This window comes from Nocardia sp. NRRL S-836 (assembly GCF_001279525.1).
Lineage (GTDB): Bacteria > Actinomycetota > Actinomycetes > Mycobacteriales > Pseudonocardiaceae > Lentzea.
The window spans coordinates 103,212-122,086 of record NZ_LGDY01000104.1 but is presented as its reverse complement, the minus strand read 5'-3'; the positions used below and the strand labels follow the sequence as shown (position 1 = coordinate 122,086).

Annotated in this window: 12 protein-coding genes and 1 pseudogene; 6 read left to right on the top strand and 7 right to left on the bottom strand. The window is 68.9% G+C overall.

Features of this window, described 5'->3' with window-relative positions:
* The 5 genes and pseudogenes from ADL03_RS48605 to ADL03_RS23420 form a co-directional block, all read left to right on the top strand.
* A pseudogene (locus ADL03_RS48605) lies at positions 1 to 1,553 on the top strand (hypothetical protein); the annotation flags it as partial.
* A gap of 637 nt (positions 1,554 to 2,190) precedes the next feature.
* Entirely contained in the window at positions 2,191 to 7,137 is a 4,947-nt protein-coding gene (locus ADL03_RS23435; RefSeq protein WP_053735679.1) for an NAD-glutamate dehydrogenase, read from the top strand.
* Between the two features lie 119 nt (positions 7,138 to 7,256).
* Complete coding sequence (locus ADL03_RS23430; protein ID WP_053735678.1) at positions 7,257 to 7,688, top strand: thioesterase family protein; 432 nt, start codon at positions 7,257 to 7,259, stop codon at positions 7,686 to 7,688.
* Complete coding sequence (locus ADL03_RS23425) at positions 7,681 to 8,307, top strand: hypothetical protein (RefSeq protein WP_053735677.1); 627 nt, start codon at positions 7,681 to 7,683, stop codon at positions 8,305 to 8,307. Before ADL03_RS23430 ends, ADL03_RS23425 begins: the two co-directional genes overlap by 8 nt.
* A 76-nt stretch (positions 8,308 to 8,383) precedes the next feature.
* The gene (locus ADL03_RS23420) at positions 8,384 to 9,505 is read left to right on the top strand and encodes a low temperature requirement protein A (protein WP_197288580.1); all 1,122 of its coding nucleotides are present in this window, start codon (positions 8,384 to 8,386) and stop codon (positions 9,503 to 9,505) included.
* Here ADL03_RS23420 and ADL03_RS23415 read toward each other — a convergent pair.
* The 6 genes from ADL03_RS23415 to ADL03_RS23395 form a co-directional block, all read right to left on the bottom strand.
* Entirely contained in the window at positions 9,473 to 10,357 is an 885-nt protein-coding gene (locus ADL03_RS23415; RefSeq protein ID WP_231642159.1) for a DMT family transporter, read from the bottom strand. The genes ADL03_RS23420 and ADL03_RS23415 overlap by 33 nt on opposite strands.
* Before the next feature lie 112 nt (positions 10,358 to 10,469).
* Positions 10,470 to 11,738, bottom strand: a complete 1,269-nt coding sequence (locus ADL03_RS47325; RefSeq protein WP_197288579.1) for a helix-turn-helix transcriptional regulator — start codon at positions 11,736 to 11,738, stop codon at positions 10,470 to 10,472.
* A gap of 372 nt (positions 11,739 to 12,110) precedes the next feature.
* On the bottom strand, positions 12,111 to 13,703 hold the full coding sequence (locus tag ADL03_RS23410) for a glycoside hydrolase family 13 protein (RefSeq protein ID WP_053735674.1): 1,593 nt from the start codon (positions 13,701 to 13,703) through the stop codon (positions 12,111 to 12,113).
* Between the two features lie 57 nt (positions 13,704 to 13,760).
* Complete coding sequence (locus ADL03_RS23405) at positions 13,761 to 14,144, bottom strand: globin (protein WP_053735673.1); 384 nt, start codon at positions 14,142 to 14,144, stop codon at positions 13,761 to 13,763.
* Between the two features lie 136 nt (positions 14,145 to 14,280).
* Positions 14,281 to 15,174 carry a mechanosensitive ion channel family protein gene (locus ADL03_RS23400; protein ID WP_053735672.1) on the bottom strand — a complete coding sequence of 298 codons (894 nt, stop codon included), beginning with the start codon at positions 15,172 to 15,174 and terminating at the stop codon, positions 14,281 to 14,283.
* A gap of 32 nt (positions 15,175 to 15,206) precedes the next feature.
* Positions 15,207 to 17,303 carry a prolyl oligopeptidase family protein gene (locus tag ADL03_RS23395; RefSeq protein WP_053735671.1) on the bottom strand — a complete coding sequence of 699 codons (2,097 nt, stop codon included), beginning with the start codon at positions 17,301 to 17,303 and terminating at the stop codon, positions 15,207 to 15,209.
* 247 nt (positions 17,304 to 17,550) lie between these two features.
* Between ADL03_RS23395 and ADL03_RS23390 the strand changes: the two genes are divergently transcribed.
* On the top strand, positions 17,551 to 18,123 hold the full coding sequence (locus tag ADL03_RS23390; protein WP_369809005.1) for an HNH endonuclease: 573 nt from the start codon (positions 17,551 to 17,553) through the stop codon (positions 18,121 to 18,123).
* Between the two features lie 23 nt (positions 18,124 to 18,146).
* On the opposite strand, the gene ADL03_RS48600 is transcribed toward ADL03_RS23390, so the two are convergent.
* Positions 18,147 to 18,518, bottom strand: coding sequence for a DUF2345 domain-containing protein (locus ADL03_RS48600; protein WP_053735670.1), 372 nt, complete (start codon positions 18,516 to 18,518; stop codon positions 18,147 to 18,149).
* Positions 18,519 to 18,875 lie beyond the last annotated feature (357 nt).

The window sequence follows — 18,875 nt, the reverse complement described above, 5'->3', positions numbered from 1 at the left end:
GAGCATGTACCGCTCTGCAGGGCTCGGACGAGATCCCGCGACCTGCAGAGCCGGACCTGCTCTGGAACAAGTTCCTGAGCGAAGCCGTCAACGACGACGAGCTCGCCGACCACCCCACCCCCGGCCGCGATCCGGACCCCGCTCCGCTGCCACCCGTCCCGGATCCGGTGCCATCCGTCCCGGTCCCGGACGAGATCCCGCGACCTGCAGAGCCGGACCTGCTCTCGAACACGTTCCTGAGCGCGGCCGACGTCGACGACGACCTCGCCGACCTCCCCACCGCGCCCGTCCAGCTCCGGTCCGCACCCGGCAGCCATCCATCCTGGGCCTCTCGCCCGGCCGCCGACCCGGCTTCGACCGCCGATTCGAGCAACTTCGCCGGGTCTTCCGCATCGTCGGAGCAGACAGGCTTGGGTGAGAACGCCGGTGTGACGGCGGGTGCAGGGGAAGGGGAGCGGCCGGACCTGGCTCACCCGGCAGGTGTGGGTGGGCAGGTGGGGATCGATGCGGACGGAGGCCTTGGTGAGCGCGGTGCAGCCTCTGGAGCCGCCGACCTCTCCGGCCGGTCGGACCTCGTCGCCGGCGAGCCCATGACTGGTGAGTCGTCCGCCGGGGAGTCGGGTGTCGGTGAGTCCGGCGTCGGCGAGAACGCCGGTGAGTCGGCCGGCAAGCGTTCGTCCGGCCGCCCGAGCAGCCGTCGCAAGCCGAGCGACCTGAGCCTGGCCGACCTGTTGGCCGAAGCCCTCGTCGCCTACGAGACCGGTCGCCGAGAGGACGAGGAACAGTTCCAAGCCGCTGACCTGGCCACCCCGGAGTGGTCGGCCACCGGTGGTGACCGACCGGCGCCGTCCGACCTGGCGGTCGTGCCGGACCAGTCGTCGTCGCGGGACCCGCTGACGCCCCAGGACCCGCTGACGCCGCAAGGCCCGCTGGTGCCGCAGGACCCGCTGATGCCGCAGAGCCCGTCGGATCCGCAGGGCCAATCGTTAATGCAGGACCAAGCAGCGTCACAGGCTCAGCCATACCTGCTGGACCAGGCAGTGACACAGGCCCAACCACATCTGTCGGACCGGGCGGCGTCACAGGCACAGCCACAACTGTCGGACCAGGCGATGTCACAGGCGCAGCCGCAGCTGCCGGACCAAACGGCGCCGCAGGACCGGCCGTTCCTGCCAAACCAAGCGGTGCACCAGGACCAGGCGGCGGCGCAGGTCCCGCCAGGCAATGGGCAGCAGTTCGGGCTCGGGCGGCCGTCGTTCGCCGACCAGCCGTTCGTCCCGGGGCACCTGTTGGGTTCGGGGCAGCCGTTCGGTGCCGAGCCGTCGTTCGGCCGGCCGGTACCGGTGGTTCCCGTCCCGGATCAGCCCACGTCGCTCTCCGCCGCGGACCTGTCTACGGCGAACACCTTCCCGAGCGTGCCGAATTCGATGACCAAAGAGGAAACCACCGGCCCGATCGTCCCGGTGGGCGCCGCGTCGGACGAGGAGACCACCGGTCCCATCCGTCGAGTGCAGACAGATGGTGTGGGTGGATGGACGTTGCCGGGTACATAACCGGAGACAACTAACCCGAGCACGGCCGGACCGGCACGAGAAGATCGCGCCGCGGTGTCCGGTGCGGACGAAGACCGGTGCGGAGACGGCCGGTCCACACGCGACCGGTGTGGAGCCGGCCGACGCTGAACGGCCAAGTTCCGAACCGGCCAAGTGTCAGGCCGGTCGAGTACTGGGCTGGCCAAGTACAGAGCGGACCAAGTGCTGCGCTGGCCAAGTACCGCACTGGCCAAGTACTGCGCTGGCCACGTTCTGGGCCGGTCAGCGCAGAGGCGAGCAGCGCGGACACGACCCGAGGCGCGGCACCCCACCGGATCGACGGGGTGTCGCCGAAGGGCCGCGAAAGTCACGTGTTGTTCGGCAGTGCGATGTGGCCGGACGGGCCCGCGATCTCGATCGTGGGGGCCGTGCAGCGAGATGAGGACGGGAGGTGTGTGGCGCTTGTCGCGTGCGGCGTTTTCCGGGATTGCGTCCACGATGCGGAATGCCTTGGCGCGACTGGTGATATGACTCGATTCAGCCCTCGATTCAGTGGTTTGTCAGTGCCCCTCCCGTTGCCGGTGACGGCTCACACCCCATCTAGGGTGGAGGCGGACCCGGTACACAGAGGTGCCGGATAGCGTGGAGTCGCCTGAAGATGACCTCGACTGGAGCCCCGACCCGAACCGACGACGTCTCCGCGGTGAGTACCGCGGATGGCGGGAGTCGACCGGCCAGTCCTGAGCAGGTCCGTGACGAGCTGATCGAACGGGCCGCCGCCAATGCCCCCGAACTCGCTGATCTGATCCGCCTTTTCTACCGCCATGTGCCCGCCGAGGAAGTCAACGACGACGACCCGGTGGACCTGGTCGGTGCGGTGCGGTCGAACTACCAGCTGGCCGAGAGCCGTGTGCCCGGCCGGGCCGCGGTGCGCATTCTCAACCCGACACGGTCGCAGGACGGGTGGCAGTGTCCTGTCACCGTGGTCCAGGTCGTGACGGACGACATGCCGTACCTGGTGGATTCGGTCGCGTCCGAGCTCACCCGCGGTGGTGTGCAGGTGCAGCGGGTGGTGCACCCGATCGTGGTGGTGCGCCGTGACCCGGTGACCGGTGAGCGCCTGGAGGTGCTGCCGACCGCGGATCCGGCCGATCCGCCCGCGGACGCGCTCGCCGAGTCGTGGATGAACATCGAGGTCGACCTCCTCACCGACGCCGATCGGGCGCGGGAGCTGGAGTCGCGGCTGTTGTCGGTGCTGACCGACGTCCGCGAGGTCGTCGAGGACACCGACCGGATGGCGTCGACGGCGTTGCAGCTGGCCGACGAGCTGGAGAAGGACACGTCCAACGAGGCGTGCGCGGATGCCGCGAAGCTCCTGCGGTGGCTCGCGGACGGGCATTTCACGTTCATGGGCTACCGGCAGTACGAGCTGGTCGAGGAGGACAACGACCCGGCGTTGCGCGCGGTGCTCGCGAGCGGGCTGGGGGTGTTGCGCCAGGACAGCCTCGCCGCGCGGCGGCTGACCGAGGGGCCGGACAACGGCGCGCAGGCGTTGAGTCCCGAGCTGCTGGTGCTGACGCAGGCGAGTGCGCAGAGCAGCGTGCACCGCAGCGTGTACCCGTACTACGTGGGCGTGAAGACGTTCGACGCCGCGGGGAACGTGACCGGGGAGCACCGGTTCCTCGGCATCTTCAGCACCACGGCGTTGCACGAGGACGTGCTGGACATCCCGGTGATCGAGCGCCGCGTGCGCGACGTGATCCACCGGGCCGGTTTCCCGCTGCAGTCGTACTCCGGCCAGCGGATGCTCGAAGTGATCCAGAACTACCCGCGCACCGAGCTGTTCTCGGTGGACGAGGAGTGGCTCTACCAGACGACGACGGGTGTCATCGCCCTCGCGGAACGCCGCAGGCTGCGGTTGTTCCTGCGGCGTGACCCGTACGGCCGCTTCTTCTCGTGCCTGGTCTACCTGCCGCGTGACCGCTACACGACGACGAGCCGGCTGGCGATGCAGGAGGTGCTGCTCGCCGAGCTGGGCGGGTTGAACCTCGAGTACAGCGCACGCGTCGGTGAGTCGGCGCTCGCGCGGGTGCACTTCATGGTGCACAGGGACCCGCAGCGCACGCTTGAGCCGGACACGCAGGCCATCCAGCTCAAGCTCGCGGAAGCGGTGCGCAGCTGGGACGACCGCATGGTCGAGGCCGTTGGCGGCGGGCACGGCGAGCTCGGGGCCGAGTCGGCCACGGAGCAGGGCCAGCGGTTCGCCGCGGTGTTCCCGGAGGCCTACAAGGAGGACTTCCCGGCCTCCACGGGGCTGGAGGACTACCGGCGCATCGAGGCGCTCGTCGAGGGCGACCTCGACATGGTGTTCTACGTGCCGGACAACGCCGAGCCGGGGGAGCGGCGCTTCAAGCTGTTCGTGACCGGCGACGGCATCACGCTCTCGGACGTGCTGCCGATGCTGCAGCGCATGGGCGTGATCGTGGTCGACGAGCGGCCGTACGAGATCGCCCGCGAGGACGGCGTGCGGTGCTGGATCTACGACTTCGGCCTGCGCATCGACAAGGCCGCGCTCGCCCAGCTGTCCGAGGCCGACCTGGAGCACGTGCGGGTGCGGTTCCAGGACGCGTTCGCCGCTGTCTGGCGTGGTGAGGCCGAGGTCGACCGGTTCAACTCGCTGGTGCTGCAGGGCGGGCTCACCTGGCAGCAGGCCGCGATGCTGCGCGCGTACACGAAGTACCTGCGGCAGGCGGGCACGCCGTACTCGCAGGACTACATCGAGGACGCGGTGCTGGGCCACACGTCGGTGGCGATCGCGCTGGTCGCGTTGTTCGAGGCGCGGTTCGACCCGCGGCTCGACGAGGCCACGCGCACCGACCGCACCGAGACGATGGTCGTCGAGATCGGCAAGCTGATCGACGACGTGACGAGCCTCGACGCCGACCGCATCCTGCGCAGCCTGCTCGCGCTCATCAACGCCACGCTGCGGACGAACTACTTCTTCCGCGGCGCCGACGGCAACGCCCGGCCGTACCTGTCGGTCAAGCTCGACCCGCAGGCCATCCCGGACCTGCCGGCGCCGCGGCCGAAGTTCGAGATCTTCGTGTACTCGCCGCGGGTCGAGGGCGTGCACCTGCGCTTCGGCAGCGTCGCGCGCGGTGGTCTGCGCTGGTCCGACCGCCGCGAGGACTTCCGCACGGAGATCCTGGGCCTGGTCAAGGCGCAGGCCGTGAAGAACGCCGTGATCGTGCCGGTCGGCGCGAAGGGCGGGTTCGTGGTCAAGAAGCCGATCGCGCCCACGGGCGACCCCGGCATCGACCGCGAGAACTTCATGTCCGAGGGCATCGCCTGCTACAAGATGTTCATCTCGGGCCTGCTCGACCTCACCGACAACCTGATCAACAACGAGGTCGTGCCCGCGCCGCAGGTCGTGCGCTACGACGGCGACGACACCTACCTGGTCGTGGCCGCGGACAAGGGCACCGCGACGTTCTCCGACATCGCGAACGGCGTGAGCCAGAGCTACGGCTTCTGGCTGGGTGACGCGTTCGCCTCCGGTGGCTCGATCGGCTACGACCACAAGGCCATGGGCATCACGGCCAAGGGCGCGTGGGAGAGCGTGAAGCGCTCGTTCCGCGAGCTCGGCCTCGACACCCAGACCGAGGAGTTCACCGTCGTCGGCATCGGCGACATGAGCGGTGACGTGTTCGGCAACGGCATGATGCTGTCCGAGCACATCCGGCTCGTGGCCGCGTTCGACCACCGGCACATCTTCATCGACCCGAACCCGGTCGCGGCGACCTCGTTCGCCGAGCGGGTGCGGCTGTTCAGCGTGCCGCGCTCGTCGTGGGACGACTACGACCGTTCGCTGATCAGCGAGGGCGGCGGCGTCTTCCCGCTCACGGCGAAGTCGATCCCGATCTCCGAGCAGGCCCGCGTCGCGCTGGGGCTGCCGGAGGGCGTGGTGAAGCTGTCGCCGCCGGAGCTCAAGAAGGCGGTCCTGCTCGCGCCGGTCGACCTGCTGTGGAACGGCGGCATCGGCACCTACGTCAAGGCGTCCACCGAGTCACACGCCGACGTCGGCGACAAGGCCAACGACGCGATCCGCGTCAACGGCGCCGACCTGCGGGTCAAGGTCGTCGGCGAGGGCGGCAACCTGGGGCTCACCCAGCGCGGCCGCATCGAGTTCGCGCGCACCGGCGGCAAGGTCAACACCGACGCGCTCGACAACTCCGCGGGCGTCGACTGCTCCGACCACGAGGTCAACATCAAGATCCTGCTGGACCACCTGGTCCGGGACGGGTCGGTGGAGCAGCAGCAGCGCAACGAGGTCCTCGCCGAGATGACCGACGAGGTCGGCGAGCTCGTGCTGGCGGACAACTACTCGCAGAACAACGTGCTGGGCGTCAGCCGGGCGCACGCGGTGCCGATGCTGTCGGTGCACGCGCGGCTCACGGCCGACCTGGAGGCGCGCGGCGCGCTCAACCGTGAGCTGGAGGCGTTGCCGAGCGCGGCGGAGTTCAAGGCGCTGGAGAAGCGCGGCGAGGGCCTGACCTCGCCGGAGCTCGCCACGCTCCTCGCGTTCACGAAGCTCACCCTCAAGGAGGAGCTGCTCCAGAGCGACATCCCGACGATCGACACGTTCGCCCGCAAGCTCCCGGACTACTTCCCGAGCCTGCTGCGCGAACGCTTCGGCGCCGCGATCCCGAACCACCCGCTGGCCAGGCAGATCATCACCACCGTCGTGGTCAACGAGGTCGTCGACGGCGGTGGCATCTCCTTCGCGTTCCGCCTCGCCGAGGAGATGAGCGCCTCGGCCACGGACGCGGTGCGCGCGTACGCCGTGGTCACCCAGGTCTTCGACCTGCCGTCGATCTGGCGGGAGATCGAGGCGCTGGACAACGTGGTGGCGACGGAGGTCCAGGACAGCATGGTCCTGGAGACCCGCCGGCTGCTGGACCGCGCGTCGCGCTGGCTGCTGTCGAACCGCCCGCAGCCGATCCCGGTGGGCTCGACGATCAACCGCTTCCGCGGCGTGGTCGAGGAGCTCAGCCCGTTCGCCCTGGAGCTGTTGCAGGGCAAGGAGTACGCCGTGGTCGCGGACAAGGCCGACCGGTACGTCGAACAGGGCGTTCCGGCGGAGCTGGCCCGCAGGGTCGCCGCGCTGCTCTACATGTACGGCCTGCTGGACGTCACCGAGATCGCCGAGCTGGCTGAACGCGAGATCGGCCCGGCTGGTGGCATTGGCCCGGAGCGTTCGCACCGGGAGACCGCCGAGCTGTACTTCGCGCTGTCCGACCACCTCGACATCGACCACATGCTGGACTCGGTGACGAACCTGGAACGCGGCAACCGGTGGCACGCGCTGGCCCGGCTGGCCCTGCGCGACGACTTCTACTCGTCGTTGCGGGCCATCACCCTCGACGTGCTGAGGGCGAGCGACCTGGGCGACACGGCCGCCGAGAAGATCACCAAGTGGGAGCAGGCCAACGCCTCGCGGCTGGGCCGTTCCCGCGGCGCCCTGGAGGAGATCAACCGGGTCCACCAGCTGGACCTGGCCACGCTCTCCGTCGCGGCGCGTCAGGTGCGCAGCATGGTGCGGTAGAGCGCACCACCCGACAGCGGGGCGTCGCGGCACTGTCCGCGGCGCCCCGCTGCCGTGGTCGCGGGAAAATCGGGGTAGGGCTTTCCCCACCCCGCACGACTGCTCGGTAGGGTCCCCGCATGGGTGTCTTCGTCACTGGTGTGCGGCCGCGGTGGTCGGACATGGATGCGTTCGGTCACATCAACCACGCGAACACGGTGACATTGCTGGAAGAAGCCCGCATCGAGCTGCTGTTCACCGAGGCTGCCCGCCACGGGGTCAAGGAGCTGGCCGAGGGCATGGTCGTGGCGCGGCTGGTGGTCGACTACCTCGCGCCGATCGTGTTCACCGGCGAGGAGATCGTGGTGGAGATGTCGGTGCGCGAGCTGAGGTCCGCGGCGTTCACCCTCGACTACGTGGTGCGTGGCGGCCGGGAAACGGGTAGCCCGGTGGTCACCAAGGCGGAGACGCTGATGGCCCCCTACAACTTGACGACCGCGCGCCCGCGTCGTCTGACCGATGCCGAACGCGACTTCCTCGCGGGTTGGCGTGCCGGAGGAAACGGTGCCTGAGCTGGTGTTGGCCGACGCGGCCGAGAGAGACGACCTCGGCGCGTTCGCCGCGCGCGCGGTGCGGCTGGACGGGCAGACGGTCGTGCGTCTGCGCAACCGCAACGAAGAACTGCTGGACGCGTGGGTGGCGACGCCGTTCGACACGCTGGCCACGCGGACCGTCGCGGGGCAGGCGAGTCCGGCGGACGTCACGGTGTCCGGGTCGGAGCTGCTGACCGGTCTCGCGGTGATGCGCGACGAGCGCATCGATCCCGGCCCGGCCAAGGACCTGATGTGGCGTTCGGCCCTGCCGCCCGCCGACGGCTGGCTGATGGTCGACCGGTTGCCGGTCGAGGTCGTCTCGAAGCTCGCGGACGAGGGTGTCGAGGTGGCGCGGGAGAACACCGGCCCGCACGGCACGCCGCCGGCGTCGCTGATGGACCAGACCGTGCTCACGGTGACCGGGTCCGGGCTGGACGTGAAGATCCCGCTGCGGTGCCTGTTCGCGTTGTCCGGCATGGGTTTCCTCGGCGAGGACGGCGAGGTCCGGGTGACCGCGACGGACTCGTGGCTGCGGATCGACGCCCGCTACGGCGCCGTCGTCAGGCGCCGGCACTCGATGCTGCCGCTGATCGTCTGAACCTCGACCTTACTGCAGCTCAGCCGAGGGTGAATTCGCTGCGTCGCAAGCGGACGCGCGTGGCACCATGTCGCGCGTGTCCGCCGAAACCCGCGAACAGGTCCAGGAGACCGAGTACCGCGTCTCGACGCTGGAGCTCTTCTTCGACCTGGTCTTCGTCTTCACGATCACGCAGCTGACCGGCACGCTCGCCGACGACACGTCGCCGGTGGGCTTCGCCCAGGTCGTGATCATGCTGTTCGTGATCCTCTGGATGTACTTCGGGTACGTCTGGCTCACGAACGCCGTCGCGCCGGACACGAACGTCCGGCGGCTGCTGCTCATGGTCGGCATGGGCGGGTTCCTGGTCATCGCACTCGCGATCCCGAACGCGTTCGACGCGGCCGGTCCGGCGTTCGGCATCGGCTACCTGATCGTGAACCTGGTGCACTCCGGGCTGTTCATCTCAGCCGGTGGGCCGGGGTCCGCGGCCGCGATGGCCCGCCTGGCGCCGTTCAACCTCGGGTCGGCGGGGCTGGTGCTGGCGGGTGGTTTCCTGCCGAGCACGTGGCGCGCGGCCGCCTGGACGGCCGCGGTGGTGCTCATGGTCGTCTCGCCGTACGTGAACCGGCGGCACGGCGAGTTCCGCATCCGCCCGGCCCACTTCGTCGAACGGCACGGGCTCGTCGTGATCGTCGCGCTCGGCGAGTCGATCATTGCGATCGGCATCGGCGCGGCCGGTCTGCCGCTCAACTTCCAGCTCGTCGTGGCGGCGTTGCTGGGTCTCGCACTCGTCTACCAGCTGTGGTGGTGCTACTTCGGGCGTGCGCAGGACACCCGTGCCGAACACAGCCTCGCCGCGATGTCCGCACCGGAGCGTGCGCGTGCGGCGCTGTCGGCGTTCGGGTGGGCGCACGCACCGATGCTGCTCGGCATCGTCGTGGTGGCCGTCGGCGTGAAGAAGACCATCGGGCACGCCACCGAGCACCTGCACCTCAGCGGCGCGCTCGCGCTGGGCGGTGGCGCCGCGCTGTTCCTCATCGGTCACGTGATCTTCCGCACCCGGCTGCGGATCGGCACGGTGCGGTGGCGTGCCGGCGCGGCCGCCGTGTCGCTCGCGACCGTGCCGATCGGACTGTGGCTGGCGATCGCCCAGGTCGCCGTGCTCGTGCTCGTCTTCGGCGCGCTACTGGCGGTCGAGGACAAGCTGCGGGCGTGACGGCAACGCCAGCAACGACAGCCCGCCAAGCACCAGCACCCCGCCGACGACCGTCGCCGTGGTGATCTCCTCACCCAGCACCAGCACCCCCAGCGCGGTCGCCACCACCGGTTCGGTGAGCGTGAGCGTGGCGACCGTCGCCGCCGGCAACGCCTTGAGCCCCGCGCCGAACAACAGGTAGGCCACCACGGTCGGGACCAGGGCGAGGTACAGCGCGATGGTCATACCGCTCGCGGAGTCGAGCCCGCCAGGCCAACGCCACACGAGCACCGGCACCAGCAGCACCGCGCCCACGCCGAACATGAGCCCCATCGCGCCGTAGGAACGCTGGCCGTGCGCGATCAACCGCGACCCGGCCACCGTGTAGACGCCGTACCCGAGCCCGGCGAGCAACGACGCCGCCACCCCGAGCCACGACACCCCGCCGCCACCGCCGGTCAGTACCGCCACACCCACGATCGCCAGCGCCGTGGCGCCCAGCCAGCGCGGCGACGGCGTGCGGCGGGTGAGCAGCCACTCGACGACACCCGCCCACACGGGCCCCGAACCCAGCGCCACGACCGTGCCGACCGCGACGCCGCTCAGCCGCACGCCGGTGAAGAACCCGAGCTGGTAGGCGACGACCCCGACCGCTCCGGCGACCACGACCGGCCACGAGAAGCGGGCGTCGCGGTAGGCGCCGAGCAGCCAGGCGACGGCCACGAGGACCACGCCCGCCAGCACCACGCGGACCGCGCCCACGGCGAGCGGGTCCAGGCCGCCGGGGCCGAGCTCCTGCGCGGTGCCGGTCGTGCCGAAGAGGACGGCGGCGGCGAGGACGGCGAGGACTCCACGGGTGCGCACGGCTGTCATCCTCGCCAAGGCCGGCGGTTCGGTCGAACGGATTCCGCGGTGGGCTCGGCAGTGGGGCTGCCCTCGAACTTGCGGTTGTCGGAGAAGTCGAACACGTCTGAACTTGAGGAGATCAAGGCGTGGTGGATTTGGTCCAAGCTTCGTAAGCCTCGACAAAGTCGTGTACGACGGGCGCTTTTGTCCACCTCGTGGCAGCTCTTCGGAGAGTTGCGGCACGTTGCAGAATCGACTGAACAGGGCTTGCTCCGCTCACCCGCAACGCGGCTGTCCCCCACAGAACCGCGCGTTCGAGATCGGGTGGATTCCGCAGGATTGCAGCTGTTGCCATGTCCAAGCGGGTCAACACCCGGCTCCAAGCGGAGTCGGCTTCCTCGACTGCTGCGTCACTCTCTGTGACGTAACGGACGACGTGCCCCAAGTGTCCCAGCGGAACCCAGGCTGTAGCCGCATTGACGGCAAAGCGCGGGTAGTCATAAGGGCTGAAGGAAATGCAGGGACTCAGGATCTTGGTGTCCGTGCCGAGTGACTCCAGCAACCTCATGCCCGAGTCGATTGCCGCCCCTGCTTCGTCGCGTCTGCCGAGCTTTCCCAGCGCCCGTGCCTCTCCGTTCGACCGCAGGCGTACGACCTGGGGAGAACTCGGATTCAGGGCGATACCCGCCCGGGCGATTTCTGCTGCCGCTGCGTAGTCTTTTTCATAATATGCGCAGAATGACCGCGTACCGCGAACCCAGATTCGGAGATCGGTGTCGTTGGCGGCCGCGGCCAAGGCCTCGCCTTCAGTGCAGTACGCTGTGGCTACGTTGAACTTGCCTGCGTTGACGGCCATGTAGCCGAGCAGAGCCGATGCCTGCGCGGCGAGTCGTGTGACCGCGTCGCGTCTGGTCGGATGTATCCAGCCGTCGAGTACGTGTTGCACTGTGGTTCGAATCTTCAGCGCTTCCGCTGCGAGCCGTTTCGGGCCTTCGCTTTCATACCGCGAAATGACATCTGTGATGGCTGTGTTGACAAGCTCTATCATCGTCTCGCCGGTGGCGGAGGCAAAAGAGCTCGCTCTCTCGGCGATGGCCGACGGGCTTTCCCAGACAAATTCTGACGACGATCCAACCCCAGTCCGTCCGTCTGCCGCCTTGTCCTTCAAGGCCTCATCGGCACGGTTGCGTCCAGGGAAGTCGAACCACAGCAAATCCTCGGGAAGGTGCAGGCCTTTCGCAATAGTTCTGAGCATATCAATGTTCGTCTCGGGTTTTCCGCGTTCGATCCTGCTGACGCTTCCCTGTTGCAGGCCGAACCAGCGGCCGAACTCTTCCTGGGTGAGCGATCGGCCGATCAACTTCAGAAAGACTTCGTGTCTGCGATAAGCCTTGATCACCCGGCCCATGTGCTGACTGTTGAACGCTGCTCGCATCTCGTCTGTGAGGAATGATTCCCTCGCGAGTCCGGAAGGCGGCTTGGAGAGCACGTCGGCGTGGGTTCGGCGGCAGCGTCCGCACAGCTTCGCGGTGTTGTCGGTGGCCAATGATGAGTTGCATGTACCGCATTGGCGCCCACGCGGGTTCGGCGCAACGCGTCCGGGAGTCGTGTTCATGAAGAGACGATCATCCCACCGCGCACCCGCTATGCAGGTCAGACGCGCTCAGGGTGCTACCTGTGGCCGGCTGCGCTGCTACCGGGTAGCAGCACGCCGACCACAGGTGGCAGCGCTGAACGGGGTCTCGCGTTCACAAGGAGGTCAGACCGCGCCGGCCCAAGCTCAGACTAGCCACACCGCGGTGTCCGGCGGCAGCTGGTCGCCGTCCATCGGCCCGGACGACAGCAGCACCTGACCGGGCGGCAACGGCACCGAAGCGCCCGAGGTGTTCAGCGCGCAGATCAGGCCGCCGCCCTTGCGCCGGAACGCGAAGCAACCGGCGGGGGCGCCGTACCACTCCAGCTCGTTGCCGCCGAACGCCGGCGAGGTCTTGCGGTGTTCGAGCGCCTCGCGGTACAGCGACAGCATCGAGCCGGGGTCTTCCAGCTGGGCCTCGGCGGTGAGGTGGTCCCACTCGTTGGGCTGCGGCAGCCACGTGTTGACCGCGCTGGAGAACCCGAACGGGGGCGCGGTGCCCTCCCACGGGATCGGCACCCGGCAGCCGTCGCGGCCGCGTTCGGTGTGGCCGGAGCGTTCCCAGGTCGGGTCCTGCAGGGCCCAGTCGGGGAGCTCCACGTTCGGCAGGCCGAGCTCTTCGCCGTTGTAGAGGTAGACCACGCCGGGCAGGGCCAGCTCGACCAGCGTCATCGCGCGGGCGCGCTGTTCGCCGAGGGGGCCGCCGCCGTAGCGGGTCACGTGGCGCACCACGTCGTGGTTGGAGAGCGTCCACGCGGCGGGCGTGCCGGTCAGGGCCACCGCGCCGAGGGAGTGCTCGATCGCGGAACGGACGGCGTCGGCGTCGAAGCCGGCTTCGACCAGGCGGAAGTTGAAGCCCAGGTGCAGCTCGTCGGGGCGGACGTAGGCGGCGAAGCGCTCGTCGTCCTTCACCCAGATCTCGCCGACGGCCATGGTGCCGGGGTAGCCGTCCATGACCTTGCGGATCATGCGGTGGATCTCGTGCACGCCGTCGTTGTCGAAGCGCGGGTCGTGCACGTCGTCGGTGAGCACGCCGGGGACCTGGGCGCGGATCTCCATGTCCGGCAGGCCCTCGGGCTTGGCCATGCCGTGGGCCACGTCGATGCGGAAACCGTCGACGCCGCGGTCGAGCCAGAAGCGCAGCGTGTGCTCCAGGTCGGCGCGGACCTCGGGGTGGTCCCAGTTCAGGTCGGGCTGCTCGGGCGCGAACAGGTGCAGGTACCACTGGCCGTCCGGCACGCGGGTCCACGCCGGGCCGCCGAAGACGGAGACCCAGTTGTTCGGCGGCTGGGAGCCGTCGAAGCCGCGGCCCTCGCGGAAGATGTAGCGGGAGCGCTCCATGCTGCCGGGACCGGCCTGCAGGGCCTCCTGGAACCACTCGTGCAGGTCGCTCGTGTGGTTCGGGACCAGGTCGACGGTCACCCGGATGTTGTGCTCGTGCGCGTCGGCCACCAGGCGGTCGAACGCGGCCAGGTCGCCGAACATCGGGTCGACGTCACGCGGGTCGGCCACGTCGTAGCCGTGGTCGGCCATCGGCGAGCGGTAGAACGGGGTGAGCCACAGGGCGTCGACACCGAGCAGTTCCAGGTAGCCCAGTCGGGAACGGATGCCTTCCAGGTCGCCGACGCCGTCGCCGTTGGAGTCGGCGAAGGAACGCACGTACACCTGGTAGAAGACTGCGTCACGCCACCAGGCGGACTCTTCGGCGATCTCAGGGCTGAGGTCGGAGGATCGTCGCACGGGGGGTCATCCTGCCATTCGTCTCGCTGCGAAAGGACCCGATCGGGTGATGGGCGATCAAGACCAGCTGTTCATCAGGCTGTTCGCGGCCATCTCCAGGTAGTCCCAGAGCTGCTTGCGGTGAGCTTCGTCGAGGCCGGCTTCGTCGACGGCGACCCTCATGCAGCGCAGCCACGCGTCCCGCTCGACCGGTCCGATCGTGAACGGCACGTGCCGCATTCGCAGCCGGGGGTGTCCCCGGTTCTCCGAGTACGTGTGCGGGCCGCCCCAGTACTGCATGAGGAACAGCCGGAGGCGTTCCTCCGCTGGTCCGAGGTCCTCTTCCGGGTAGAGGGGGAGGAGGACGTCGTCGGACTTCACCTCTTGGTAGAAGCGCGCGACGATGCGGTGGAACGTCTCCTCGCCACCGACCTGTTCGAAGAAGCTAACCGGGTTGCCCACGCAACCATCCTGACTCACGCGGGCCACCGCGCGCAGGCCGCCCCGGCTATTAGCTCAGTCATAGGGGTCTGAGCTGCCAGGACACCGGGTGATCACCATCTCGAATGGGTGTTCTGGCTCACCCCGGGCCGCCGGTTCACTTGGCCGTGAAGCCGGCCTCCTCCAGTGCGGGCATCAACTGCGCGCGCAGGTTGCGCTGGACCGCCCACTGCCGTCCCGGCCTGGTCTTCACGGTCACCCGCAGCGTGATGTTCTCCGGCGTGAACTTCTCCACGCCGAGCACCTCGGGCTTGGCCGTGATGTCGGCCTTCAGCGGCTCGGACTCGGCCACCTCGGCGACCGTGCGCTCCAGCACCTTCGTGGCTTCGGCCAGGTTCGCGCCGTAGCTCAGCGGCAGGTCGACGACCGCGACCGCGAAGCCCTGCGACGAGTTGCCCACGCGCAGGATCTCGCCGTTGCGCACGTACCAGACCGTGCCGCCGGTGTCGCGGATCGTCGTGGTCCGCAACGCCACCGCCTCGACGGTGCCGGTGATCGACGGGCCCAAGTCCACGACGTCGCCGACGCCGTACTGGTCCTCCAGCAGCATGAACATGCCGGACAGGAAGTCCTTGACCAGGTTCTGGGCGCCGAAGCCGATCGCGACGCCCAGGATGCCCGCCGAGGTCAGCACCGGGGTGATGTCCAGGCCGACCACGATCATGATCTCGAGGAACGCGATCCCGAAGATCAGGATCGTGACGATCGACTTCAGCACCGAGCCGATGGTCTTGGCACGCTGCTCCCGGCGCTCGGAGATCAGGTTCCCGAGCGCCTGCGGAGCACGTTCCCGCAGCGGCTTGAGCAGGCCCGGCTTCTTGCCCTCCTTGCCGGGCGTCGTAATCCGGTCGATGACCTTGCGGAGCAGGGCCCTGATCACGAAGGCGGCGATCAGGATCACGACGATCTTGATCGCGCCCGCCAGGATCGAAGGGCCGTACTTCTCGAAGAACTCGACCGCCTGCGCGGTCTTGTTCGCGGCGTCATCCACTGGATTCGTCGCCAACACGTGGTCGTGCCCTCCTACAACTCCATGCCGGTGGCATTCGCGAGAAACGTCAGCTGGTCCACGGCGAGAGCGACCGTCCGGCTGACCGACCTGCCCGCGTGACCGACCTCGGTCTCGCGCCTGATCAGCACCGGGTGCTTGGCCGGATCACTCGTCGAAGCGTGCTGCAGCGCCGCGCACATCTTCCTCGCGTGGTTGGGATCCACGCGACTGTCCGACTCGAACACCGTGAACAGGACCGAAGGGTACTCAACGTCCGCTTCGACGCGGTGGTACGGGGAGTAGGACAACAGCCAGTCCAGCTCTTCCGGCACGCTCGCGCTGCCGTACTCGTCCGCCCACAGTCGCCCGAGCAGGAACTTCTCGTAGCGCACCATGTCGAGCAGTGGCGCTGAGCACACCACGGCCGCGTAGAGGTCCGGCCGTTGCGTCAGCGCGGCGCCCACGAGCAGGCCGCCGTTGCTGCCACCCATGATCGACAACTGCTGCGGCGTGGTCCAGCCGTTGCGCACCAGGTGCTCGGCGGCGGCGTGGAAGTCGTCGAAGACGTTCTGCTTGTGCTGCCGCATGCCGTCGACGTGCCACTCCTCGCCTTCCTCGTCGCCGCCGCGCAACGACACGTGCACCCACACGCCGCCCGCCTCGACCCACGCCAGCGTGGTCGCGCTGTAGCCGGGGCCGCGGCCGATCGCGAAGCCGCCGTAGCCGGTCAGCAGCGCGGGACGGGGCAGGTCGGGCTTCTGCTCGCCGCTGACGACGAACATCCGCACGGTCGTGCCGTCCTTGGACGGGTACGCGATCTGCTGCGTCGTCACGGCCGGCAGCTCGACTCGGCCGGGAGCGGCCTCGTGCAGCTCGGTCCGGCCGGTCGCCGAGGAGTAGCGGAACACCGAGGCGGGCGTCACGAAGTCCGTCCACCCGAACCACAGCGTGTCCTGGTCGTGGCCGGTCAGCGAGTCCACGACGGACATCCCGTGCAGCGAACCCGTGCCGGGCATGGGGATCACCTGCCGGTGCGCGCCGGTCGCGGCGTCGTGCAGGTGCAGTTCGGACACGGCGTGCCGGGTGCGCAGCACGACCAGGTCGCCGTCGAGCCAGCGCACGCCGTCCAGCACCGAGTCGGACTCCTCGCCGATCAGCTCGGTCCACTCGGCCGGGTTCGCCGGGTCCGCCACGCACACGCGGAACCGCGGCGCGTCGAGCGAGGTGTGCAGGTAGAGCTTGCCGTCGCGGGCGACGAACGCCTCGGAGCGCGCACCCGCCTCGGTCAGGATCACGGGCCTGAGCTCGCCGTCACCGTGCAGGTCGGCGATCCACACCGAGTCGTGCCGCGTCGTGCTGGGCGAGCCGTTGACCAGCAGCCAACGGCCGTCGTGCGACAGCTTGACGCCGTAGTAGTAGGTGTGGCCGAGTCCTTCGCCGTGCACGTTGAGGTCCGTGTCCGGGTTCGTGCCGACGCGGTGCCGCCACACGCGGCGGTGGAACAGCTTCTCGTCTTCGGGCAGCAGCGCCGGGTCGACCTGGCGGACGTAGTAGAACTCCTCGCCGCCGGGCAGCCAGGCGACCGGCGAGTACCGGCACCGGTCGATCGGGCCGTCGAGGTGCTCGCCGGAGTCGACGTCGACCACGTGCAGCAGCGAGTGCTCGTCACCGCCGATGGAGACCTGGTAGGCCAGGCGCGTGCCTTCGAGGCTGGGCGACCAGCTGTCCAGCGTGGTCCTGCCAGACGGGTCGAGCACGCTCACGTCGAGCAGCACGCGTTCGGTGCCGTCGCTCTCGCGCAGGACGACGACCGGGTGGTCCTGCTCGGGGCCGCGGCGGGTGAAGAACGCGCGGCCGGCGCGCCAGGTCGGCGTGGACACCGAACCCGTGCGCATCAGCTCCTTCAGGCGCGCGCCCAGGCGTTCGCGGCCCGGCATGGCGTCCAGCCAGGAGCGGGTCAGCCCGTCCTGGGCCTGCGACCACGCCTCGGTGCGGGGATCTGCGGTGTCCTCGAGCCAGCGGTAGGGATCGGCGACCTCGCGGTCGTGGATCCGCTCGACGAGGTTTAGCCGCTCGGCGACCGGGTAGGCGATCGTCGCAGGCAGTGGTGTGGAAGGAGCCTCTGTCACCTTGTCAAGGGTAGCGGGCGATGAAAACCATCCCCGATAGGGAGCTGGTTCACCCCAGGTTTGATCACACATCCGTGACGCGTCACTTATCACACGTGATTTTTTCCTGGTAAGTGTGGTCTCCTATGGCTGAACCGGTGGAGGTGGTCGCGTGCCAGACCGACAACCGACCCCTATCGGCGCCTCGCCACCAGGCGAGACGACGCCGACGGTCTCCCCATGCCGAAATCAGCCCGAGCTGCGGGCGGTGCCGGATGCGGATCGAGACGGGGGAGGTTCCGGTCCGGCGCCGGTGGTTTTCCCCTGGGGAAGACGCAAGGTCCTGCTGCTGAACGCCACGTTCGAGCCGCTCACGGCGCTGTCGCTGCGCCGGGCGGTGGTCCTGGTGGTGTGCGGGAAAGCCGAGGTGGTGCACGGGGACGCTTCCGGGCTCGTGCTGCACTCGTCGAAGTCCGAGGTGCTCGTGCCCTCGGTGATCCGGCTGAGCACCTACGTTCGCGTGCCTTACCGCGGTCGCGTGCCGATGACCCGTGCCGGGCTCATGCACCGCGACCGTTACCGCTGCGCCTACTGCGGCGGGCGGGCCGAGACAATCGACCACGTCGTGCCGCGTTCGCGTGGCGGACCTCATACCTGGACGAACTGCGTCGCGTGCTGCGCGAAGTGCAACCACCGCAAGGCGGACAAGCTGCTGTCCGAACTGGGCTGGCGGTTGCGCGTCGTGCCGGCCGCGCCACGTGGCCCGCACTGGAGGCTGCTCGCGGGTGTGGCCGAGGCCGACCCGCAGTGGTTGCCCTACCTGGGTGAACCCGCGGCCTGAGCTGCCGCACCGGTGGGCGTGGGTCAGGCCGCGAGGGTGAAGTCCGTGCGGCGGGCCGTGATGCGCACGGAGTCGTCCATGGTGATGCGGACGGAGTCGTCGTGCGCCGTGATGCGGACCGAGTCCTCACGCGCCGTGATGCGGACCGAGTCCTCACGCGCCGTGATGCGCACCGAGTCGTCGTGAGCGGTGATCCGAACGGAGTCCTCACGCGCAGTGATCCGGACGGAATCGGCGCACGTGATCCTGACCGAATCGCTCGCCGTGATGCGCACCGAGTCGTCCATGGTGATCCGCACCGAGTCCGAGGCGGTGATGCGCACCGAATCAGCCGCGGTGATCCGAACGGAGTCGTCGGCGGTGATGCGAACGGAGTCACTGGCGGTGATACGCACTGAATCGTCCTTGTAGCTCGGAAGAGTGACGGACAGGGCCTGGGGGCGGGTCGTCGTCAACATTTCGTGTCCTCCAGGACTCTTAGGGCGGGTGCGCAAGACCCGTATAGGTGAAAAGCTAGGAGCTGGGTGATCCGGGAACAAGACCCCAAACCGGCACCCGTTCGCATCCGACCGGGTGAGGCCTGACCGGGTGTAACCGCTGCGCCGCACGAGAGCGCTCATTGGCTCTACTGGCCGGTACGGACACGCTGAGTGACCCGAAATCCGGCCAAACGTGATGTGCGTCATACTGCAAACGGAGTGCTGCGCTGTATTTACCGGGACTTTTTCCGGTGCTGTGCCTGAAGAACAGCG